20 protein-coding genes and 1 pseudogene are annotated in these 20,741 nt (G+C 65.5%); 5 read left to right on the top strand and 16 right to left on the bottom strand.

Annotation, left to right across the window (positions count from 1 at the left end; all coding sequences use genetic code 11):
• Window positions 1-9: 9 nt before the first annotated feature.
• From AAFP35_RS18140 to dnaK, 4 genes are all read right to left on the bottom strand, one after another.
• Window positions 10-399, bottom strand: a complete 390-nt coding sequence (locus AAFP35_RS18140) for a heat shock protein transcriptional repressor HspR (protein ID WP_419223087.1) — start codon at window positions 397-399, stop codon at window positions 10-12.
• A gap of 2 nt (window positions 400-401) precedes the next feature.
• The gene (gene dnaJ / locus AAFP35_RS18145) at window positions 402-1,598 is read right to left on the bottom strand and encodes a molecular chaperone DnaJ (protein ID WP_419223033.1); all 1,197 of its coding nucleotides are present in this window, start codon (window positions 1,596-1,598) and stop codon (window positions 402-404) included.
• A 130-nt stretch (window positions 1,599-1,728) separates the two neighbouring features.
• Window positions 1,729-2,385: a nucleotide exchange factor GrpE gene (gene grpE, locus AAFP35_RS18150; protein WP_419223034.1), complete on the bottom strand. Its 657-nt coding sequence runs from the start codon at window positions 2,383-2,385 to the stop codon at window positions 1,729-1,731.
• A complete protein-coding gene (gene dnaK, locus AAFP35_RS18155) occupies window positions 2,382-4,238 on the bottom strand; it encodes a molecular chaperone DnaK (protein WP_419223035.1) in 1,857 nt (618 codons plus the stop codon). The genes grpE and dnaK overlap by 4 nt, the downstream gene beginning before the upstream one ends.
• A 399-nt stretch (window positions 4,239-4,637) precedes the next feature.
• Between dnaK and AAFP35_RS18160 the strand changes: the two genes are divergently transcribed.
• Window positions 4,638-5,231 carry a TetR/AcrR family transcriptional regulator gene (locus AAFP35_RS18160; protein WP_419223036.1) on the top strand — a complete coding sequence of 198 codons (594 nt, stop codon included), beginning with the start codon at window positions 4,638-4,640 and terminating at the stop codon, window positions 5,229-5,231.
• A 25-nt stretch (window positions 5,232-5,256) separates the two neighbouring features.
• On the opposite strand, the gene AAFP35_RS18165 is transcribed toward AAFP35_RS18160, so the two are convergent.
• Window positions 5,257-5,613 (bottom strand): hypothetical protein, encoded by a 357-nt coding sequence (locus AAFP35_RS18165; RefSeq protein WP_419223037.1) that lies wholly within the window; start codon window positions 5,611-5,613, stop codon window positions 5,257-5,259.
• Window positions 5,614-5,781: 168 nt separating this feature from the next.
• A pseudogene (gene abc-f, locus AAFP35_RS18170) lies at window positions 5,782-7,436 on the bottom strand (ribosomal protection-like ABC-F family protein).
• 82 nt (window positions 7,437-7,518) lie between these two features.
• On the opposite strand from abc-f, the gene AAFP35_RS18175 reads away from it, so the two are divergent.
• On the top strand, window positions 7,519-7,890 hold the full coding sequence (locus AAFP35_RS18175) for an ArsR/SmtB family transcription factor (protein WP_419223038.1): 372 nt from the start codon (window positions 7,519-7,521) through the stop codon (window positions 7,888-7,890).
• Window positions 7,887-8,414, top strand: coding sequence for an SRPBCC family protein (locus tag AAFP35_RS18180; RefSeq protein WP_419223039.1), 528 nt, complete (start codon window positions 7,887-7,889; stop codon window positions 8,412-8,414). Before AAFP35_RS18175 ends, AAFP35_RS18180 begins: the two co-directional genes overlap by 4 nt.
• A gap of 191 nt (window positions 8,415-8,605) precedes the next feature.
• Here AAFP35_RS18180 and lon read toward each other — a convergent pair whose 3' ends face one another.
• The 9 genes from lon to AAFP35_RS18225 form a co-directional block, all read right to left on the bottom strand.
• Window positions 8,606-10,933, bottom strand: a complete 2,328-nt coding sequence (gene lon / locus AAFP35_RS18185) for an endopeptidase La (RefSeq protein ID WP_419223040.1) — start codon at window positions 10,931-10,933, stop codon at window positions 8,606-8,608.
• A gap of 99 nt (window positions 10,934-11,032) precedes the next feature.
• Window positions 11,033-12,307: a reverse transcriptase family protein gene (locus AAFP35_RS18190; RefSeq protein WP_419223041.1), complete on the bottom strand. Its 1,275-nt coding sequence runs from the start codon at window positions 12,305-12,307 to the stop codon at window positions 11,033-11,035.
• A 408-nt stretch (window positions 12,308-12,715) separates the two neighbouring features.
• A complete protein-coding gene (locus tag AAFP35_RS18195; RefSeq protein ID WP_419223042.1) occupies window positions 12,716-13,231 on the bottom strand; it encodes an alpha/beta hydrolase in 516 nt (171 codons plus the stop codon).
• An 8-nt stretch (window positions 13,232-13,239) separates the two neighbouring features.
• Window positions 13,240-13,833, bottom strand: a complete 594-nt coding sequence (locus tag AAFP35_RS18200; protein WP_419223043.1) for a DinB family protein — start codon at window positions 13,831-13,833, stop codon at window positions 13,240-13,242.
• A 133-nt stretch (window positions 13,834-13,966) separates the two neighbouring features.
• Window positions 13,967-14,728, bottom strand: coding sequence for an ABC transporter permease (locus tag AAFP35_RS18205; RefSeq protein WP_419223044.1), 762 nt, complete (start codon window positions 14,726-14,728; stop codon window positions 13,967-13,969).
• A complete protein-coding gene (locus tag AAFP35_RS18210; RefSeq protein ID WP_419223045.1) occupies window positions 14,728-15,513 on the bottom strand; it encodes an ABC transporter ATP-binding protein in 786 nt (261 codons plus the stop codon). The genes AAFP35_RS18205 and AAFP35_RS18210 overlap by 1 nt, the downstream gene beginning before the upstream one ends.
• A gap of 30 nt (window positions 15,514-15,543) precedes the next feature.
• Window positions 15,544-15,879 (bottom strand): DUF1048 domain-containing protein, encoded by a 336-nt coding sequence (locus tag AAFP35_RS18215; RefSeq protein ID WP_419223046.1) that lies wholly within the window; start codon window positions 15,877-15,879, stop codon window positions 15,544-15,546.
• Window positions 15,880-15,881: 2 nt separating this feature from the next.
• Entirely contained in the window at window positions 15,882-16,211 is a 330-nt protein-coding gene (locus AAFP35_RS18220) for a PadR family transcriptional regulator (protein WP_419223047.1), read from the bottom strand.
• Window positions 16,212-16,412: 201 nt separating this feature from the next.
• Window positions 16,413-16,973 carry a TetR/AcrR family transcriptional regulator gene (locus tag AAFP35_RS18225; RefSeq protein WP_419223048.1) on the bottom strand — a complete coding sequence of 187 codons (561 nt, stop codon included), beginning with the start codon at window positions 16,971-16,973 and terminating at the stop codon, window positions 16,413-16,415.
• Between the two features lie 85 nt (window positions 16,974-17,058).
• Here AAFP35_RS18225 and AAFP35_RS18230 point away from each other — a divergent pair, with 85 nt between their 5' ends.
• Window positions 17,059-17,907: an SAM-dependent methyltransferase gene (locus AAFP35_RS18230; RefSeq protein ID WP_419223049.1), complete on the top strand. Its 849-nt coding sequence runs from the start codon at window positions 17,059-17,061 to the stop codon at window positions 17,905-17,907.
• 107 nt (window positions 17,908-18,014) lie between these two features.
• Here AAFP35_RS18230 and AAFP35_RS18235 read toward each other — a convergent pair whose 3' ends face one another.
• Window positions 18,015-18,905 carry a hypothetical protein gene (locus AAFP35_RS18235; RefSeq protein ID WP_419223050.1) on the bottom strand — a complete coding sequence of 297 codons (891 nt, stop codon included), beginning with the start codon at window positions 18,903-18,905 and terminating at the stop codon, window positions 18,015-18,017.
• A 315-nt stretch (window positions 18,906-19,220) separates the two neighbouring features.
• Between AAFP35_RS18235 and AAFP35_RS18240 the strand changes: the two genes are divergently transcribed.
• Window positions 19,221-20,735 carry a hypothetical protein gene (locus AAFP35_RS18240; protein ID WP_419223051.1) on the top strand — a complete coding sequence of 505 codons (1,515 nt, stop codon included), beginning with the start codon at window positions 19,221-19,223 and terminating at the stop codon, window positions 20,733-20,735.
• Window positions 20,736-20,741: the final 6 nt, after the last annotated feature.

The raw sequence follows: 20,741 nt of genomic DNA on the forward strand, positions 1-20,741 counted from the left end.
TCGAGCCGATCAGTCGGCGTTGCGCTTCCGCCGCGGCTGCCACACGACCAGGGCGCTGGTCCGTGGCACCGGGACGAGTTCGCCGCCGCGCCGCGACGACACCTGGTCGAGTTCGTTCTGCAATTCGCGGACGCGCTGCTGCAGCGCGTCGACCTGGTTGGACAGGTCGATGATCCGTTTGATGCCCGCGAGGTTGACGCCCTCTTCCTGGGAGAGCCGCTGGATCTCGCGGAGCAGTTCCACGTCGCGCGACGAGTAGCGGCGACCTCCGCCGCTGGTGCGTTGCGGGGTGACCAGACCCAACCGGTCGTAGGTCCGGAGGGTCTGGGCATGCATACCCGCGAGTTCGGCGGCGACCGAGATCATGAAGGTCGCGCCGGTTTCCTTCTTGCCGGCCATCATCATCGCCCCCATCCCGCGCGGGGATCGAAGCCGCCGGCCCTTTCCGCTGCCGCGTAGGCGCGCATCGCCTCGACGGCGGCGTCGTCGAGCTGTGTCGGGACGGCCACCTTCACGGTGACGAGCAGATCGCCCGCGCCACCGGATCGTTTCGGCACTCCTCGTCCGCGGACACGCAGGGTGCGTCCGTCGGTGGTGTTGGCCGGGATCTTCACCCCGACCGAGCCGTCGAGCGTCGGCACGGAGACCGTTGCCCCCAGCACCAGCTCGGAAATGCTCACCGGTAGTTGAACTTTCAGGTCGTTACCGCTGCGCGTGAAGACCTTGTCCGGCGTCACGTGCACGACGACGTACAGATCGCCCGACGGCGCACCACGCCGTCCGGCCTCACCTTGCCCGGCCAGGCGGATACGTTGGCCGTCCTCGACACCTGCCGGGATACGCACGTTGATGGTGCGTGCCCGGACCTTGACGCCGCTGCCGTCGCAGTCGGTGCACGGATCGTCGATACGCGAGCCGGTGCCCTGGCAGTCCTGGCACGGTTCGCTGAACCCGAACGCACCCTGGTTACGGCTGACGAAGCCGGATCCGTTGCAGTTCGGGCAGACTCGCGGGCTGGTACCCGGCTTGGCGCCGCTGCCGTGGCAGGTCGTGCACGGCGACGGGCTCGTCACGCGCAACGGCACGGTGGTGCCGAGTGCCGCGTCGGAGAAACTCAGTGTGGTCTCGGTTTCGAGATCGTTGCCGCGCTTGGGTCGGCTGGCCGTCGACGTCCGTTGGCCGGAGCGGTTGAACAGCCCCTCGAACAGATCGCCGAATCCGCCGCCCGCGGTGTCGCCGCCCCCGCCGAACAGGTCACCGATGTTGAAGTCGGCGCCACCGGTCGTCGTGTACGTGGTGCCGCCCCCGCCGGGGAAGCCCCCGGGAAAGCCGTTGCCCCCGCCGCGGAATCGCCCGCCGGCGAACATCGCGCGGGTTTCGTCGTACTCCTTGCGCTTCTCGGCGTCGGACAGCACGCTGTGGGCTTCGGACACCCGCTTGAAGCGTTCTTCAGCCGCCGAATCGCCGGGATTCGCGTCCGGGTGCAGCTCGCGGGCGAGCTTCCGGTAGGCCTTCTTGATCTCTTCAGCAGAAGCGTCAGAAGCAACGCCCAGGTCCTTGTAGAAGTCGTGTTCCAACCACTCTCGCTGTGGAGCCACCAGACGTCACCTCCTTCGATATGTCAATTGTCTGGATGTAGTTGTATCTGAACTGCTCTGCCCGGTGACGCGCCCCGCGCGACGGTCCGTCGCCGCTGCGCGCCACCGGGCAGGCCGATGTTCGGTGCGCTTATTGTGCACCAGTCTGTTCTGTTGCGGATGCACCGTCGGCCGAAGATGCCGCAACGCCGTCTGCCGGATCGGTGACCGTGACCATCGCGGTCCGGATCACCTTCTCCCCGACCCGGTATCCGCTGCGGTACACCGCACCGAGCACCGGGTTGGCGCCGTCACCGTCGTGCTGCACGGCCTCGTGGAGCTCCGGGTCGAAGGCGTCTCCGGGCTCGCCGAACTTGGCGAGGCCCTCGGCACTCAATGCCCCGGTGAGCTTGTCGGCCATCACCTTCAGCGGTCCGCTCTCGAGATCCCCGTGCTCGCGGGCACGTTCGAGATCGTCGAGGATCGGCACCAGCTTCTCGATGAGCAGCTGCTTGCCGTAGGCAACGGACCCTTGGCGCTCCTCTGCCGCGCGACGTTTGAAGTTAGCGAACTGTGCCCGCTCCCGCTGGAGGGCGGCGGTCAGCTCGGCAACCTCTTGATCGGCCACCGGGATCTCGATGGGCTCGTCGGCACCAGGTACTCCTGCTTCCGCCGGATCAGCGGCTGCCGGGCCCGGCCCGGCGGCCGAATCCTCGCGTACCTGACCCGTTTCCGGGTCGATACGACGACGATCGGTCACCGTGACCGGTTCCTCCGATGGTGCGCTCTCCGGCCGCTCAGCGGTCACTTGTTGTCTCCGGAATTGCTGGGCTCGTCGACAACCTCGGCATCCACGACATCGCTGTCCGCGGTGTTCTCGGCGCCTTCACCGGCCGAACCGTTCGGCGATTCTGCAGCCGCCGCCGCGTAGATCGCCTGACCCATTTCCTGCGACTCTGCCGACAACTTCTCGATCGCCGACTTGATCGCACCGATGTCGGTGCCCTTCAGGGCTTCCTGCGCTTCGGCGATCGACGCGTTGACCTTGTCCTTGACCTCACCGGGGACCTTGTCCTCGTTGTCCTTGAGGAACTTCTCGGTCTGGTTGACCAGCGACTCGGCCTGGTTGCGGGTCTCGGCCTCCTCACGACGAGTGCGGTCTTCGTCCGCGTGTGCCTCGGCATCCTTGATCATGCGGTCGATCTCCTCCTTGGAGAGGCCGGAGCCCTCCTGGATGCGGATCGAGTTCTCCTTGCCGGTGCCCTTGTCCTTTGCGGTGACGTGCACGATGCCGTTGGCGTCGATGTCGAAGGTCACCTCGATCTGCGGGACACCCTGCGGCGCGGGGGCGATGCCACCGAGCTCGAAGGAACCGAGCAGCTTGTTGTGCGAGGCGATCTCGCGCTCACCCTGATAGACCTGGATCTGCACCGACGGCTGGTTGTCCTCGGCGGTGGTGTAGGTCTCCGACCGCTTGGTCGGGATGGTGGTGTTGCGCTCGATCAGCTTGTGCATCACGCCACCCTTGGTCTCGATGCCCAGGCTCAGCGGGGTCACGTCGAGCAGCAGCACGTCCTTGACCTCACCGCGCAGCACACCGGCCTGCAGGGCCGCACCGACGGCGACGACCTCATCCGGGTTCACGCCCTTGTTGGGCTCCTGCCCCCCGGTGAGCTCCTTCACCAGTTCGGTGACCGCGGGCATACGGGTCGAACCACCGACGAGCACCACGTGGTCGATGTCGCCGACGGCGATGCCTGCGTCCTTGATGACCGCCTGGAACGGCGCACGGGTGCGCTCGAGCAGGTCCGAGGTGATCTTCTGGAACTCGCTACGCGACAGCTGCTCGTCGAGGAACAGCGGGTTCTTGTCGGCGTCGACGGTGATGTAGGGCAGGTTGATCGAGGTCGACTGCGATGCCGACAGTTCGATCTTGGCCTTCTCGGCAGCCTCACGCAGACGCTGCAGGGCCATCTTGTCCTTGGTCAGGTCGATGCCGTTCTGGCTCTTGAACTTCTCCACGAGCCAGTCGACGATCCGCTGATCCCAGTCGTCACCACCGAGCTCGTTGTCACCCGAGGTGGCGCGGACCTCGACGACACCGTCGCCGATCTCCAGCAGCGAGACGTCGAAGGTACCGCCACCGAGGTCGAACACCAGGATGGTCTGTTCCTTCTCGCCCTTGTCGAGGCCGTAAGCGAGCGCGGCCGCGGTCGGCTCGTTGACGATGCGCAGCACGTTGAGGCCCGCGATCTGTCCGGCTTCCTTGGTGGCCTGACGCTGTGAATCGTTGAAGTAGGCCGGCACCGTGATGACCGCGTCGGTGACGTCCTCACCCAGGTACGACTCGGCGTCTCGCTTCAGCTTCTGCAGCGTGCGAGCGCTGATCTCCTGCGGCGTGTACTTCTTGTCGTCGATCTCGACGGTCCATTCGCCTTCGCCCATGTGGCGCTTGACCGAACGGATGGTGCGGTCGACATTGGTGACCGCCTGGTTCTTCGCCGGCTGTCCGACCAACACCTCGCCGTTACGCGCGAATGCGACCACCGACGGGGTTGTGCGGGAGCCTTCGGCGTTGGCGATGACGGCGGGTTCGCCGCCTTCGAGGACGGACACCACCGAGTTGGTGGTGCCGAGGTCGATTCCAACTGCACGAGACATCTGTGTTTCCTCCTAGTTCATGGGTGTGCACCCAAGTACGTGCCCGGGTCCGCGCATGCACGCGAACCGCGGATGTCGTTCGAAACCCGCGTCCGGGGACCCGAACTTCAGCGCATCCGACTCATGTCCTACTCAAGACTCGAGACGGAGTCAACCTGGGTTGAGTCTACAGGACTCAGGTTTCTCGATGGGTTCAACGGGTCGAGGGTGGGGATTGTTCCCGATCTCACCATCAAACTTGAGCGGGGTGGACTCAATCTCCGCGCCCACGCGTCGCGACCACGGCTGCCGCGAACGCCGGGCGTGCTCCGTCTAGACTCTCCACTGCCGGGCGACAACGGCCTCCGGCCGCCATGGATCGAACGACAGGAAGGGCTGGAGGCGTGAGCACGGGTGTCGATGGCTGACCAACACAAGGTGCCGGATCGTCGAAAACTGTTCGGCGAGATGGCATTACAGGTCATCTCACACGGCGGGTTACGCGCCCTGACCCATCGTTCGGTCGATGAGGCGGCGGGTCTGCCGACAGGATCGGTGAACTACTACGCGCCCACCAGGTCGAAGCTCTATGCACTGGCGATGGCCGAGGTCTATCACCAGATGTACGAGATCGCGACGCGCGCATTCGGCCCGATTCTCGCCGACGGATCGGACAGGTCCCCGGGCCCCATCCTCGACTGCACCACCGCGTTCGTCATGGCGATGTCGACCGAGGGCCGGGAGATCTCCAACGCGCGGTGCGCCCTGCTCGTGGAATCGCAGTTCGACGACGTGCTCCGGGAACAGGTGACCACGAACCGCACCGCGTTCATCGCGTTCACCGAGCCGTTTGTGCGGGCTCAGGCACCGGGCAGTCCCGAGCGGACCGCGGAACTGATCGTCGCGCTGATCGACGGGCTGATCCAGCAACAGACGCTGGTGACCGCCAGCAATTTCCATCGCGCGATGATCCGCACGACGATCTCTCGGATCTTCGGATTTTCCGAGAACTAGCAGATAACGCCCGTTGGGCGATGACTCACTCCGGCGCGGGTGGCAGCTCGTCACCCGGGAAGCCACGGGCCGGATGGACGTCGAAGGTGAACACGCCCGCACGCACGCCAGGGTCGTCGTTCATGATCTCGGTGACGGATGCCCCGTCGCGGTCGAAGATGGCGATTCCGCAGACCTCGGAGTCGTCGCGTACCGGGAGCACCACGGACAGGATTCCGGCCGCCCGGAGCGCCATGTTGCGGCGCGCGTGTTCCCAGACGATGGGGCCGGCGTTCTCGGTGCCGTATTTCGGACCGGCCCGCAATATGACGACGGAGTAGGGCTGCGCATATTGCAGGATCGTCTGCATCTCTTCGTCGGTGATGGTGGGTAGATCGGGCATGATCACTCCTCGCTGCTGACACCCCGCGACCTCACCCACGATGCCAGCACGTGCGTTCGGCTGCATCGGGTTCGAAGCGTGGGACGCCGGTCGTCCGCACGGACGCAAACGTTCGCACGTGCCCGGACCGGCGACCTCTCGCTCCCCGTTCACCGGTGAGGAGCCTCGTCACAGTTCGGTGACGCTCCCGTCCTGCACGTGCCAGCCGCGATCGGTGCGAACGTTGGCGAGCATGCGTCGGTCGTGGGTCACCAGCAAGAGGGCGCCGTCATAGGAGTCAAGGGCCGACTCGAGCTGTTCGATCGCGGCGAGGTCGAGATGGTTGGTGGGTTCGTCGAGGACGAGGAGATTGGTTCCCCGCGCCTGCAACAGCGCCAGTGCGGCACGCGTCCGCTCCCCCGGCGACAGTTCGGCGACCGGCCTGCCGACGTGATCTGCCCGCAGTCCGAACTTCGCCAGGAGCGTCCGCACCTCGGCCGTGGAGAAATCGGGCACCAACTCCTCGAAACGGTCGGCAAGCAGCCGGCCGCCCGTGAATTGGCCCCGCGCCTGGTCGATCTCCCCGATCGCGACGTTGGCCCCCAGGGCCGCGCTGCCCTCGTCGGGCGCGACTCGTCCGAGCAACAGCCGCAGCAACGTCGACTTGCCCGCGCCGTTCGGGCCGGTGATGCCGATCCGTTCGCCCGCATTCATCTGCAACGACACCGGTCCCAGGACGAAATCTCCTTGTCGCACAACGGCATTGTTGAGCGTGGCGACCACCGAGCTCGACCGTGGGGCCGCGCCGATGGTGAACTCGAGGACCCACTCCTTGCGGGGTCCGGTACGTCCTCGAGCCGAGCGATCCGACTCTCCATCTGCCGCACCTTCTGTGCTTGCTTCTCACTGGATTCGGTGGCGGCGCGACGGCGGATCTTGTCGTTGTCGGGGGCCTTGCGCATCGCATTCCGTACCCCTTGACTCGACCATTCGCGTTGGGTTCTCGCACGCGCCACCAGGTCGGCCTTCTTTTCCGCGAACTCCTCGTACTCCTCACGGCGATGCCGACGCGCCACCTCGCGCTCCTCGAGGTAGCTCTCGTATCCGCCGCCGAAGACGGTGTTGGTGTGCTGCGCGAGATCGATCTCGAGTACCCGGGTGACGCTGCGCGCGAGGAACTCTCGATCGTGGCTGACCAGCACCACCCCGCCGCGCATGCTGCCGATCACCTCCTCGAGCCTGCGCAGACCGTCCAGATCGAGGTCGTTGGTCGGTTCGTCGAGGAGCACGATGTCGAACCGGGAGCACAGCAGAGCGGCCAATCCCACGCGGGCTGCCTGTCCACCGGACAATCCGGTCATCATCGCCGACTCCGCGCCGGTGTCGAGCCCCAGATCGGTCAGCACTCCGGGTAACCGTTCGTCGAGGTCGGCAGCGCCGGTCGCCAGCCAATGGTCGAGCGCCGCGGCGTATGCGTCGGCCGGATCGTCGGGGCCCGCAGCAGCTTCGGGGTCTGCCAGAGCATCGGCGGCGGCATCCATGGCCCGCGTGGCGGCCGCGCAGCCGGTACGCCGAGCAACGTGGTCGCCCACCGTCTCGCCGGGGATGCGTTCGTGCTCTTGCGGTAGCCAGCCGACGAAAGCGTCTGCGGGCGAACGACTGACCGTCCCCTCCAAGGGCGCGAGGTCGCCGGCGAGGATTCGCAACAAGGTGGTCTTGCCCGCCCCGTTGGCCCCGACGACACCCACCACGTCCCCGGGCGCCACGGTGAGATCGAGGTGATCGAACAAGACGCGGTGCGCGTACCCACCGGCGATGTCCTTGGCGACGAGGGTTGCGGTCATGGACATATGGTCGCACCCCTGCGGACGAACCCTCGGATCGCCAACCCTTGACTATTGGTAACCGATTGGTTACCAATAGAGGGTGGATGCATTCGAGGCACTTGCCGACCCGGTCCGTCGCAGCTTGTTGCAGAGGTTGGCCGCGAGCCCGGCGCGGGTCGTCGACCTCGCCGCCGAGTATCCGATCAGCCGTCCGGCGATCAGCAAACATCTGCGCCTGCTCACCGAGGCCGACCTGGTACAGGCCACGACGCAGGGCCGGGAGCGTCACTACGCACTGATCCATGCCGGCCTGGAGCCGGTGCACGCCTATCTGGACGGATTCGGCACCGCCGGGCCACCGATCCCCGAGCACGCGCTCGACGGGCTCGACCTCGAGGTGCGACGCACGACGCGGGACCGCGCCGCCGAACATCCCGATCACCGACGAGACGACGAGGAGCACACAGCATGAGCAACCCGACCCCCACCGGCCACCGGCGAGATCTGCCGGAAGGCACCTATTGCGAGTGGCGACGCACCTTTCGAGCACCGATCGACGACGTCTGGGCGGCGGTCACCGAACCCGAACGGCTGGCCCGCTGGATCGGAACCTGGACCGGCGACCCCGCCGACGGGCACGTGCGGTTCCAGATGCTGTTCGAGGGCGACGACATGCCCGCCGAGCACTTCCGCATCGACGAATGTGCGCCGCCGCACCGGATCCGGATCACCACGTCGATGCCCTACGACGGCGAGAACGCCACGCACTGGTCGCTGCGGCTCGATCTGAGCGAAGCGAACGGGATCACCACTCTGACGTTCGCACAGGACGTACCGGACCCGAAGATGGCGGAGGGGGTGGGTCCCGGCTGGGACTACTATCTCGACCGCATGGTCGCGGCCGAGCGCGGCGACGACGTCGGCACCATCGACTTCGACGACTACTCGCCGGCGATGGCCGAGTACTACCTGGCCGAGTTCGGCGGCCAACCCTGAGTTCCGGTGCTGCTCCGGCCCTTTCGATCGCACACGCGGACCCTGTCGGTAGATATGGGTGAAGCTTCACCCCTATCTGCCAGCAGGGTCCGCGGACAACTCGGGTCGGTGACCGGACGCGACACCGATCCCGAACACGCCGATGGCGCACCACCGTTCGGTGATGCGCCATCAGCGGTTCGCTCGACGGGTCAGGCCGCGGTGGCCACGGCTTCCCCCACCGGCTCGAGCGCCAGCGTGATGATGTCGGCGACATCGACCATCGGCTTCACCTCGAGCGCGTCGAGGACCTCGGCCGGCACATCGTCGAGGTCGGGCTCGTTGCGCTGCGGGATGAACACCGTCTTGATGCCATTACGTTGGGCGGCAAGCAGTTTCTGCTTGAGCCCGCCGATCGGTAGCACCCGGCCGTTCAGCGTGACCTCGCCGGTCATACCGACGTCGGCACGAACCTTGCGCCCGGTGGCCATCGAGACCAGGGCGGTCACCATCGTGACGCCCGCGCTCGGACCGTCCTTGGGCACCGCACCGGCAGGCACGTGGACGTGGATCGTCTTGTCCAACGTGGTCGGATCGACGCCGAGTTGCTCGGCGTGCGCCCGCACGTACGACAGAGCGATCTGCGCCGACTCCTTCATAACGTCACCCAACTGCCCGGTCAGTTTCAACCCGGCTTCACCGGCATTGGAGTTGGCCTCGATGAACAGCACATCGCCGCCCATTCCGGTGACCGCGAGTCCCGTTGCCACACCCGGCACCGCGGTGCGCTCCTCCGTTTCCGGCGTGAACCGCGCCCGGCCCAGATAGTCCTTCAGGTCGTCCACGTCGACGGTGGTCGGCGCCGATGCCTTGCCCGATTCGATGTTGGTCGCGGCCTTGCGCAACAGTTTGGCCAACAGCCTCTCGTACTGGCGCACACCGGGTTCCCGGGTGTAGTTCGCCGCGACCTCACGGAGCGCGTCCTCGGTGACCATCACCTCGTCGGTGGTCAATGCGGCACGTTCCTTCTGCCGTGGCAGCAGGAAGTCTCGGGCGATGGCGACCTTGTCGTCCTCGGTGTAGCCGTCCAGCGTCACCAGTTCCATCCGGTCCAGAAGCGCGGCCGGGATGTTCTCGATAACGTTGGCGGTGGCCAGGAACAGGACGTCGGACAGATCCAGGTCGAGATCCAGGTAGTGGTCGCGGAACGTGTGGTTCTGCGCCGGATCGAGCACCTCGAGCAGGGCTGCCGCGGGATCGCCGCGGAAGTCCGAGCCGACCTTGTCGATCTCGTCCAGCAGCACAACGGGATTCATCGATCCCGCCTCGCCGATGGCCCGCACGATGCGGCCGGGCAGAGCGCCGACGTAGGTGCGCCGGTGACCACGAATCTCCGCCTCGTCGCGGACGCCGCCGAGCGCCACACGAACGAACTTGCGCCCCAACGCCCGTGCCACGGATTCGCCAAGCGACGTCTTGCCGACGCCGGGAGGACCGGCCAGCACCATCACGGCACCGGAGCCACGGCCGCCGACGACTTGCAGACCTCGCTGAGCACGCCTAGCGCGCACCGCGAGGTACTCGACGATGCGGTCCTTGACGTCCTCGAGGCCGTGGTGGTCGGCGTCGAGGATCTCGCGGGCGCCCTTGATGTCTGTCGAGTCGTCGGTCTTGACGGTCCACGGCAGGTCGAGCACGGTGTCGAGCCAGGTCCGGATCCATCCGGTCTCCGGCGACTGGTCGCTGGCGCGTTCGAGCTTGCCGACCTCACGAAGCGCCGCTTGGCGCACATTGTCCGGAAGATCGGCGGCTTCGACGCGGCCGCGGTAGTCGTCGGCGCCCTCGGGCTCGTCCTCGCCGAGTTCCTTGCGAATCGCGTTGAGCTGTTGGCGCAGTAGGAATTCCTTCTGCTGCTTCTCCATTCCGTTACGGACATCGTCGGCGATCTTGTCGCTGACCTCCGTCTCGGCGATGTGCTCACTGGTCCAATCGATCAGCAGGCGCAGCCGTTCGGCGATGTCCGGGGTCTCGAGGAGCTGACGCTTCTGGACATCGGTCAGCCACGACGAATAGCCGGACGTGTCCGCGAGTGCCGACGGATCGGTCATCTTGTTGACGCCGTCGATGATCTGCCAGGCCTCACGCCGTTGCAGCATGGCCAGCACGAGTTGCTTGTACTCGGCCGCCAACGCCTTCACGTCGTCGGTGATCGCCGGCTCGTCGGCCTCGGTCACCTGGACCCAGAGAGCATTGCCCGCGCCCGGCGTTCCGGTGCCGATCTGTGCACGCTTCTCACCCTTGACGACCGCAGCGATTCCGCCGCCCGGGATACGCCCCACCTGCACGATCGATGCGATCACGCCGTAGTTCGGATACCGGTCGTCGAGGCGCGGGGCGACCAGCAGCTTCTCGGACTCGCTGGCCCGAGCCGCGTCCACCGTCGCCTGAGCAGCGTCGTCGAGCGGGATCGGCACCACCATGCCGGGCAGAACGACCAGGTCAGGAACGAACAGAACGGGCACTGAGTATGTCTGAGACATCTAACCTCCAAAGTTCAGTCTGCTCGACTCAACCCTGATGGCTGGATGTTTGTTCCCCGGGATATTTCGCCAGAGGCGAACGCGGGCGGCGGCGGCCGGTCAGCTCTCCCAGTCCACCTCGGCGGCCATCCGAAGCAGTCGTTGTCGTCGCTGCTGCCCCGTGGCCCCCACCCACGCGATGAGGCCGTAGACGTGCGCGCGGAAGTCGGGATGGCCATCGCGGTTCTCCGCGGACGCCCCGTGACGGATCGCGTTGTGCAACAGCGCACGCAGGTTGTCGTAATCACCACGGGACACCTGCGGCCGGTCATTGACGACAAGACCCGCGAGGCGTTGCTGTTGATGCCGGTGCATGATCCGGACCTTGTCGGGGTGCACGGTGAAGCCCTCGTCCTCGACCACACGCATGATGGTCCACAACGCTCGATCGCTATCCATCCCGTCACCCGAGATGGCAAGGTCGTCGCCGTAGCGCGTGTACCGCAACCTGTTGTTCCGGGCGTAGCCGTCGAGCCGGCGGTCCAGTGTCTGCATCACCAGATTCGCCAGGTGAGGAGATGTCGGCGCACCCTGCGGCAGGTGTCGTACCCGAAGCAACGACGCATGGTCACGGTCCAGCCCCACGAGCTCATCGACCGGCGTCGCCGTGGTGCACAACTCGGCCAGAACGCGCGCGATATGCGACGGGTAACCGATTTCCCGGAACACGGCGTGTACCCGGCGAGTGGTGATCGTCTCGAAGCAATGACGCAGATCGACGCGGAGCACGACGTCGCGATCGCTGTGCGGCCAGGCGAATCCTGCGGCGGACGAACCGGTCACGAACCCTCGTGCGGCCGGGTGCGCGGGAATCTTCTCCACCAGACGCCGCAGCAAACGTCGCTGCGTCTCGCGTAGCCGCGGTTTCGGCGCTTCGATCATTCGCACGCCGTCACGTTTCACGCGAGTCCAGATCCGGTAATGCCGCAGTCTCGGGCGGGCCGTACGTAGCCAGCCACCCCGGTCGGCAAACCATTCGAGTTCCGAGACGGTGAAGTCGAGCCAATGGGCGAGTTGCTCGACGTCGAAGAGATCTGGGAGGTCGGCGGGCACCAACCCGCTCGATACCGGGGCATCGAGTTCGATCGCGGGCCGGGCAACGGGTGCATTGTGCGTCCAGGGGACGAGGGCTTCGACGACCACGGCTGCCGGATGGCGCGGCTCGTGCGGCGCCAGATCGAACAGCCGCGGAGCCACGTCGTCGGCGACCTCGGGCAGCACCGAGCGCAGTGCACGAAGCACCTGCGGCCACGTCCACGTTCCGTAGCTGCGCGAGAACGCGGCCGCCGCTTCGGCGACTTCTGCCGCGGACAAGCGCGGCTCGGCTGTCACCAACCGAACCGGTGGACGGCCGGCACGTGATGGACGACGGGCGCGGTGACCAGAACAGTGCTGTCGCGGCGCCGGGCGGCACGTGCAGCGTGCTCCGCGGCGTCGGACGCAGGGACCAACTGCGGAATGCACCCAGGGGTTACCCCTGAGACGGATCGAATCGATCCACTCTCACCTCGCCCGCCGTCCATCTCACCATGATGCCATTCGGCGCCATTTGTGAACGCCAATCCGCCGGCGCGTCACAGCGATTCCTCCCCAGAGGGGAACACACTTAATCTGTAGCGAATGACACTGGCTGACAATGCATTTCATCGCAATTCTTGCGCTGACGACAAGCCTGCCGTCACCTGAATACGGGTTCACAGCAATAGTCCGCGTCAGGCGCGGATTATTGCTGTGACATCCGATTCAGTTCACATCGGCAGCAATCGCGCCGACGAGTCCCTCGAATTGGTGTCCGCCGCTCGGGTGGACCCTCACCCCGGCGGACGGCAGGAGGGCCACGTTGAGGGCGAGATGGTCGAACGGGACGACGGCATCGTCGCGGCAATGGTGCAGGACCAGCCGACGACTCGGCTCCGGCCCCCGGAACGCGTACTCGGCGATATCCCAGCCTCTGGGACCCCAGTTCGGCAAGGCCAGCAAGGCAACCGGAGAGTTCCCATGATCCAGCCCGATCTCCGACAACACGTGCAGAAGGATCGACGCGCCGAACGAGTGCGCGATCAACGACGTTCCCGACGGCCACTCGGTCAGTCGCTCGCGAACGGCGGACGACCATGCAGCGCACGTCATGTCGTCGTCGGGCAGCCGCGGGTAGTCGAGTGTTGCTCCCAGGGCCGCAGCAATGCCGTCCGCCAAGGACCGATCCTCGTCGAAGCCACCTGCACCGTGGAGGAACAGCAACCGGTCGTGTGGGGCCATCTCGACCTTCACACGCCGCGGTGTTCGGCCGCGACCCGCGCAGCGGTGTCGATCCGCGCCACCAGACGCTGCCAATAGTCGGCGCCCGCGTCGACCTCCCCGTCAGAGGGCAGTCGGCCGGCCGTACCGTCGATGAGTTCACGCACCACGTCGGCATGGCCTGCATGTCGATTGGTCTCGGCGATCATGTGGACGAGCACCCCGTGCAGCGTCTCGTGACACCGGTCCGGTCGCCACCCCGGGATCGTCACCGGGTGATCGAGAGTGAACTCCTCGATCGTCTCGTCGGCGTGCGATGTGGCGCGACGGTACAGAGCGACGATGTCGGCTCGCGTCTCGTCCGGATGCGCCCACATGTCGACGTCACGCTCGGTACTGGTCAGCCACGCCGGAGGGTCCGGAAACGGCCGGTCGAAGGTGGCGCCGAAATACCCGATCTCGCACGTGGCCAGGTGTTTCACCAGTCCGAGAAGATTTGTTCCATGTGGCGTGATCGGCCGTCGCCCATCGTATTCCGACGATCCGTCGAGCTTCCACAGAATCGCCTCGCGCGCCTCGCGCAGATGACGGTGCAGGCTTTCCTTCGCCTTCCGGTCGTCCATCGGCTCCTCCTCGGCATCACTGACCACCGTACGGATACGGCAATCGCGGCATGTCACGTTCGACGAGATGCCCCGCCGAACACGGTGGTGCCCGCGAACCCGACAGCGAGTCCGCGGGCGCATCCGGGGCGGGTCAGCTGATCTTGCGTCGGTAGATGGCCATCGCGACCGCGTAGGCGACCACGAGGATCGCGACGCACCAGCCGAGCGCGATCCAGATGTCGGTGCCGACCGGCTGCTCTGCGAACAGCGCACGGATGGAGTTGACGATGGACGTCACCGGCTGATTCTCGGCGAATGCGCGCACCGGCGCCGGCATCGAATCGGTCGGCACGAAGGCGGAACTCACGAACGGCAAGAAGATGAGCGGGTAGGAGAAGGCGCTCGCACCGTCGGCCGACTTCGCCGTGAGACCGGGGATGACCGCGATCCACGTCAATGCCAGGGTGAACAGGACCAGGATCCCGGCGACGGCCAGCCAGGCCCCGATGTTCGCTCCGGTCCGAAATCCCATCGCCACGGCCACCAGGAAGACGACGACAACCGAGATCAGATTTGCCACCAACGAGGTCAGGACATGTGCCCACAGCACACTCGATCGCGCGATCGGCATCGATTGGAAGCGTTCGAAGATCCCGCTCTGCATGTCGAGGAAGAGTCGAAATGCCGTGTAGGAGATACCCGATGCGATCGTGATGATCAGGATGCCGGGTAACAGATAGTCGACGTAGGACTCGGTCCCGGTGTCGATCGCGCCGCCGAACACATACACGAACAGCAGCATGAAGGCGATCGGCATGATCGTCGTGGTGATGATGGTGTCCATGCTGCGGGTGATGTGCCGCAACGACCGTCCGAGCAGGACAGAGGTGTCGTCGAGATGGTAGGTGGTCATCATTGTTCCTCGGTGGTGGTGGATTCGTGTTGGCCGACGATGGCCAGGAAGATCTCCTCCAGACTCGGTTGCTTCTCCACATATTCGACTCGGGCCGGCGGGAGCAACTTCTTCAGTTCGGCCAAAGTGCCGTCGACGATGATCCGTCCCTCGTGCAGGATCGCGATGCGGTCGGCCAAGCGTTCCGCCTCGTCGAGGTATTGCGTGGTGAGCAGCACCGTTGTGCCCTGCTTTGCGAGTTCCTCGATCGCACTCCACACCTCGATCCGCGATTGCGGATCGAGCCCGGTTGTCGGCTCGTCCAGGAAGATGACCGGCGGATCGCCGATGAGACTCATCGCGATGTCCAGGCGCCGGCGCATGCCCCCGGAGTAGGTGCCGACCCGCCTGTCGGCCGCATCGGTCAAGGAAAACCGTTGCAGCAGAGCATCAGCGACCGCCGCAGCGTCGTCGACATGCCGTAACCGGGCGACCAACAACAGGTTCTCGCGCCCGCTCAGGATCTCGTCGACAGCGACGAATTGTCCGGTGAGACTGATGGATTCCCGTACATCGGCAGGACTGGCCGCGACGTCGAATCCGTTGACGTCGATGTCGCCCTCGTCTGCCCGCAACAGCGTGGACAGGATGCGGATCACCGTCGTCTTGCCTGCACCGTTGGAGCCGAGCAAGGCCACGATGGCGCCTCGCTCCACGTCGAAGTCCACGCCACGCAGGACGTGCAGGTCCTTGTAGGACTTACGCAACCCGCGCACGCGGATTGCCGGCAGTTGAGCTGTCGTCATCGAAATATCCTGTCTTTCTTGATCTGTGCGCTATTCGGTCGCACGATCGATGGCTTTGGTCAGTCGGGAGCGCTCGCGGCTGATCCACGACCCCTCCGGGTAGGTCCTGAGGAACTCCTCGGCGAACTCCACCGGGTCGTCGCCGACGATGTCGCGGACCGGCGTCCCGTCCCGGGCGCTCTGCTCGAACAGGTCGGCGAGATCCTCGAACATCGTCGCCGAACCATCGCCGTCACCGGGCCCGAAGAACATCAGGTAACGCTCGAGCGCGTCCACGGCCGTGCGATATCCTTCCGGGAGTTGATGTTTGCGCTCCTTATAGGCCCGCCAGCGCCGCTTGTCGCCGATCAACTTCGAAATCACCATGGTCACTTGCCTCCTTGATAAAGTCGTTGGAGTCGTTCCGAGAGGAAGCTCCATGTGCTCCAGAACTCGTCGAGATATTCACGCCCCTGCTCGTTGAGCGTGTAGACCTTGCGGGGCGGCCCCTTCTCGGACGGGATCTTCTCCACGTCGACCAGTCCCCTCTTCTCCAGACGCAGCAGCAGCGCGTACACGGTGCCCTCTGCGATGTCGGCAAACCCCTGCTCCCGCAACCGCGCGGTGATGTCGTACCCGTATGCGGGCTGCATCATCAGGATTGCCAGGACGATGCCCTCGAGCGTTCCCTTGAGCATCTCCGTCATCTGTTTGCCCATCGGACATCCTCACTACTCAGCAACACTGACTACCACTACATAGTAACGCTGAATAGCGACGGCGCAAGTGTTTGTTTCACACGCTTCAAACCGGGTTCACACTCGTCACGAGGCCGGTTCGTACGTCAACGCCCGAGGCCTCCGACCTCACCACGCACAGCCGGAGGAGATTCCCTCAACCCGCATGCGGGCGGGAGTAGATCAGGTCGTAATCCGAGCGACCAGACCCAACGCGATCTCGGTGGCCGCCGCATTGCTCGTCTCGTCGTCGATGTCGAGGTCACCCATCATCGCCAGGCTCCAAGAGATGGCCAACAACGCTTGACGCGCATTGAATATCGCAATGGGTGCGGCCTCGGGGCCGGCGATCAGATCACCGAGTTCACGGAACTGGTAGCGCAGGCTCGCGCCGACGCCCAGATCCCGGAATGCCGCCTGATTCTCGGTCCAGAAACGCATCATGTCTTTGCCCAGACCGTGCAACAGCGCGCTGTAACGAATGACTATCTGCGCCGCCCGCTGGTTGTCCGGTGGTTGCGACTCGGCCCAACGCACGATCTCGTCGACTCCGGACCGCAGTTCTTCCGACAGGCTGACGACGATGTCTTCTTTGGTCCGAAAGTGGTAGTACAAAGCGGCTTTGGTGACACCGAGACTGTCTGCGATCTCTCGCAACGACGTCTTGTCATAACCGCGCTCGGCGAACAATTGCATGGCGGACGAGCGAATCCGTTCACGTGTGTCGCTACGACGTCTATCCATCCCGATCCAATTGCTTGACGGCCGACTAGTGGAAGTCTACCGTGCACAAATACCTAGCCGGTCGGCAAGTTACTTGGAGGTCCGCATGTCCGCACAACCACCCGTTCCGGAGGCACCTACCACCGGAGTTGCCGTCACCGCACTCGGTGTGGCGATCATCCGCGCCCGTGAGACCGATCGGCCTGACCGTCTGTACTCGGACCCACTCGCACAGCATTTCGTCGACGCAGCGCACGTTGGCTTCGACAAAGAACGATGGTCGCGCCTCACGGAACTCGCCGGCCGCTTCTATGGTGGGCGCACCATCGGAGTGCGTCTGGTGGACGACCGCCTGCGCGCCGCGGCGGCGAACGGTATCCGACAGTTCGTACTCGTGGGCGCCGGATTGGACACCCGTGCGTATCGGCTCGGCCTGCCCGCCGACGCATCGGTGTTCGAGATCGACGTCCCGGAACTGTTCGCGTTCAAGGAACCCGTGCTACGTCGGGCGGGCGCGGCCGCAACCTGTTCACGCGCGGTTGTCACCGCCGACCTTCGTTCGGACTGGGTGATCCCACTGCGCGACAGCGGATTCCACTCGGAAGTGCCGACGATGTGGATTGACGAAGGCACACTGGGCTCGCTGAACCAGGAATGGAGTCGGCGTGTCGTTCGGAGGCTGTCAGCGGTGTCGGCTCCCGGCAGTCTGTACGGAACAGGGCAGTTCGCCACCGATGCCACCGACTCCCGCTATCGCGACCTGCGCGGTCTGGTGGGCGATACTCCTGGAGGCGACGACGCCTCCTCCACCGCCGAGCCTAACATCCGCGGCTGGCTGGAGAACCTGGGGTGGGACACAGCATTTCACAGCTGGAACAGCATGGTCGCAGACCTGGACCGACCTGCAACTGTCGATGATGAATCAGTTGGGACCATCTCGGCAGTGCGACGCTGACGTCGTCCGGAGGCGGTGTCGAGAACCGCACGGGTTTCCGACACCAGTCACACACAAATGCGGGTGGTGGCGCGATCGCCACCACCCGCACACAACGGGTCAGTTGCCTACCAGTCGGATCCGCGATCGACCGCGTTGAATGCGGTCTCGAGCGGAGCCCAGCCGTTGGTGGTGTCGTGCGGCTTGCCCTCGCGGGCGTGCCAATACCGCAGATTGTATTTACCGCCACCGGGTTTCAAGGTGCGCATCGCGGTGTGGGAGATGTTGTGGTCCGCGTCCGGCAGGTAGCGGTATTTGTGCTGGACAGGCCGATCCTTGTCGTAACCGGAGCCCGCAAACACCGTGGTGTCTTCATTGGAACCGACGAAACTCCAGTCGATTCCCTTCGCCCACGGTTGGTCGAGGCGGTGTGCGGGCTCCTGGAGTACCTCGAGGAACGTCGAGCCGGGTTCCATCGAATCCCATTGCACGCTCTTGTATTTGTCGCGGTCGATGATGCCCTGATGCGGGGTGGCCAAGGTGACCACATCGCCCACCTTGAGCTTGCCTGCCGGAAAACCCTTCCAGCCCAATGCTGATCCGAGGATCGCGACGCGAGTGACGAGCCCTCCCATGGAGTGGGCGACGATGTCCACCGACTTTCCCTGACGTGTGTCGGTGTTGTAGATGTGGTTGGCCAGCGCTGCCGCAACGTGTTTGATCCGCGTGTCCGTGTCGGCGCGGGCCACGTCGTCCTTGCAGTTCTTGTCACCTGCGTAGTATCCGACGGTGTGAATCGACGATTTGTCGACACCTCGGGACGTGAAGTAGTCGATTGCATTGCCCCACAACGACGCACAATCGGATCCACCGGCGTCGTTGTAACCGTGCACCAGATAGATCTTGTCGCCGCCGTTCGCGGGTGCGGCGGTGGCGGGCGCCGGTATCGCGGCGGCCAATGAACCCGAGACGAATGCGACCGCTACGGCGGCCACCAGGCGTATTCGTCTCTTACCCATGGTTTTTCCTCTCGCTGTGATGGTTGCGCTCATGCTGTCGTGACATGCCCGTGGCAGCGGCTCGGATGACCCGACCGAGTCTCGTTCAGACCCGACGCAGAACTCCACCATCGAGCGGAGGGTGTCTGCGGTCACAGCCGGCCTGCGCCGGAGCGTACCAAAGCCACTTCGCCGCCCGGCACTCGTGCGATCCCACGGGCCCGGGCCCGACGGATACTGCAACCGGCGTTCGACTCACCCTCGGAACATTCGCGCCGTCCACCGCATCCGATTGGGCAGCAGAGCAGTTTCGGAGCACACGACGAGGACGCCAACATGACGATCAGCAGTGGTCACACAACACATTCAGATCTGCCGGTGGCCAGATCCGGCCCCACACCGATCAGCAGTCGGGTCGCGCACGAGCTTCGGCTCGTCGTGCTGGCACTGCTGCTGGGACTCGGAATCGTTGCCGCGGCGACACCCGCGATCGCGGCCGCCGCACCGGCCAATTGCGAGACCCTGCCCTCGCGAGCCCAGTCGTTCGCATCGCAGGCACAGGGGCTCGGCGCACAGATCGACGCGCACAACGGTCGCGCCGGCTCGGTGGACCGCACCAATGCAGGTGCCGTCGGTGCCTACAACAGCGAGGCCGACCAGCTCAATGCCCAACGCAACAACCTGCTCGGCCAGCGCCAGGCGCTGCTCGCGGAGATCGACCAGTGCAACTCCGATCAGACGCTGCCGGAGGTACCCCAGACCGGCGGCGGGCAGCCGAGTGCCCCGCCTGCCCAGTCACGTCCGGCACCGCCGGCTGCCCCGGCACCGCCCGCTGCCCCGGCTCGTCCTGCGCCCCCGGCACAAGCCCAGCCCGCTCCACCGGCGCGGCAGGCACCGCCGGCACAGGCCCAGCCCGCCCCACCGGCTCGACCGGCACCGCCTGCCCGACCCCAGCCGGCACCCCGACAGGCCACTCCCCCGGCCCAGGCGCGCCCGGATGCACAACGGACTGCGGTGGAGCAGCGCAACGCTCCGATGCCGCAGAAACTCAACGACCCCGACTACCGAGCCAAGTACTACAACAAGCAGGGCGCCAACGGGGTCATCAGCCGCAAGTCGGCGACCGCACGCGATGAGAACGGCGCCCTCGTGCCGTCCATCCGCGAGGATCTGAACAACCCGGGCACCTTCGTCGAGACCCGGTCGGTACCGACGGTGAACGCACAGTGGGCCGCACCTGCCAGAACTGTCACGGCCACGCCGCAGGAGCAAGGCGCGATGGCACGTCCCACGGCCGATCGCAATCAGGCGGTCAGCGACGTCGCACGCCTCCAGAAGCAGCGGGATGCGGAGATGGCGAACGGGGGCAGCATCTCGCCCCAGACACGTGACGCCCTGCGCGACGCGTACCTCCGCCAGACCCGATCCGGCGAAGCCCTCGGCGAAGCTGCCGGACGCCAGGCCGTGAGCCGCGACTTCCCTGCCTCTGACTACGACGTCCGCGAACTGACCGATCCCGACGATCGAGGTGGCGCAGGCGATCTCGACCAGGTGTACATCGTGCGGTCCAAGGCGACCGGCGCCGAGCGAGTGCTGGTGCAAGAGGTGAAGGGACCGTCCGCGTCGCTGGGCTATCGTGGCGGAAAGGATGGCCACTTCTACCAGCAAGGCACTCAGGAGTACTTGAAGCTCATCATTCAGCGAATGTTCACTACTGATCACTCGCTCGCTGGAACGTTGACCCGCGCTCTCGGCAGCGGGACTCTCGACTACCGCATCGTGCAGCCGAAGCTCGCCAAGAACGACGGCAGCTGGGCCGGCTACGTGACCCGCGACTTCGACATCCGATAGGAACAG

The organism is Gordonia sp. CPCC 206044, from assembly GCF_048537895.1.
Lineage (GTDB): Bacteria > Actinomycetota > Actinomycetes > Mycobacteriales > Mycobacteriaceae > Gordonia.

Bases quoted from the DNA above. Each gene is read 5' to 3' on its own strand.
- AAFP35_RS18140 (WP_419223087.1), bottom strand. From the start codon at position 399: ATGGCCGGCAAGAAGGAAACCGGCGCGACCTTCATGATCTCGGTCGCC.
- dnaK (WP_419223035.1), bottom strand. From the start codon at position 4,238: ATGTCTCGTGCAGTTGGAATCGACCTCGGCACCACCAACTCGGTGGTG.
- AAFP35_RS18160 (WP_419223036.1), top strand. From the start codon at position 4,638: ATGGCTGACCAACACAAGGTGCCGGATCGTCGAAAACTGTTCGGCGAG.
- AAFP35_RS18165 (WP_419223037.1), bottom strand. From the start codon at position 5,613: ATGCCCGATCTACCCACCATCACCGACGAAGAGATGCAGACGATCCTG.
- AAFP35_RS18180 (WP_419223039.1), top strand. From the start codon at position 7,887: ATGAGCAACCCGACCCCCACCGGCCACCGGCGAGATCTGCCGGAAGGC.
- lon (WP_419223040.1), bottom strand. From the start codon at position 10,933: ATGTCTCAGACATACTCAGTGCCCGTTCTGTTCGTTCCTGACCTGGTC.
- AAFP35_RS18195 (WP_419223042.1), bottom strand. From the start codon at position 13,231: ATGGCCCCACACGACCGGTTGCTGTTCCTCCACGGTGCAGGTGGCTTC.
- AAFP35_RS18200 (WP_419223043.1), bottom strand. From the start codon at position 13,833: ATGGACGACCGGAAGGCGAAGGAAAGCCTGCACCGTCATCTGCGCGAG.
- AAFP35_RS18205 (WP_419223044.1), bottom strand. From the start codon at position 14,728: ATGACCACCTACCATCTCGACGACACCTCTGTCCTGCTCGGACGGTCG.
- AAFP35_RS18210 (WP_419223045.1), bottom strand. From the start codon at position 15,513: ATGACGACAGCTCAACTGCCGGCAATCCGCGTGCGCGGGTTGCGTAAG.
- AAFP35_RS18215 (WP_419223046.1), bottom strand. From the start codon at position 15,879: ATGGTGATTTCGAAGTTGATCGGCGACAAGCGGCGCTGGCGGGCCTAT.
- AAFP35_RS18220 (WP_419223047.1), bottom strand. From the start codon at position 16,211: ATGGGCAAACAGATGACGGAGATGCTCAAGGGAACGCTCGAGGGCATC.
- AAFP35_RS18225 (WP_419223048.1), bottom strand. From the start codon at position 16,973: ATGGATAGACGTCGTAGCGACACACGTGAACGGATTCGCTCGTCCGCC.
- AAFP35_RS18230 (WP_419223049.1), top strand. From the start codon at position 17,059: ATGTCCGCACAACCACCCGTTCCGGAGGCACCTACCACCGGAGTTGCC.
- AAFP35_RS18235 (WP_419223050.1), bottom strand. From the start codon at position 18,905: ATGGGTAAGAGACGAATACGCCTGGTGGCCGCCGTAGCGGTCGCATTC.
- AAFP35_RS18240 (WP_419223051.1), top strand. From the start codon at position 19,221: ATGACGATCAGCAGTGGTCACACAACACATTCAGATCTGCCGGTGGCC.